This is a genomic window from Paraburkholderia sp. SIMBA_027 (assembly GCF_046535315.1).
Lineage (GTDB): Bacteria > Pseudomonadota > Gammaproteobacteria > Burkholderiales > Burkholderiaceae > Paraburkholderia > Paraburkholderia tropica.
On record NZ_JAWRWY010001088.1, the window covers coordinates 1 to 255 of the forward strand.

Here is a 255-nt window from a genome sequence, read left to right on the forward strand (position 1 = left end):
GGCCTCGGAGGCTTCTACGGCATCGTTCTTCACTGTCCGTCTGCGAATGATTTGAGACAGATTGTCGTTGGGAAGATTGGAGTTTCTGGTCCGTGTGTTGGTTGATTTAAGCCGCCCGCTGACGATGTTGCAAGCGGCGGTGTTTGATGGTGTCTCGTTTGATCGTTTCTCTTTCCAGCAGAATGGTATGTCCGCGTCCGAAGTAGACGTCGGCCGGTGTCAGGTTGGCGAGACTTTCGTGATATCGGCGATGAT

At 52.9% G+C, this 255-nt stretch carries 1 pseudogene; it reads right to left on the minus strand.

Annotation, left to right across the window (positions count from 1 at the left end):
* Positions 1–106: 106 nt before the first annotated feature.
* Positions 107–255 (minus strand): annotated as a pseudogene (locus SB764_RS42475) (IS3 family transposase); the annotation flags it as partial.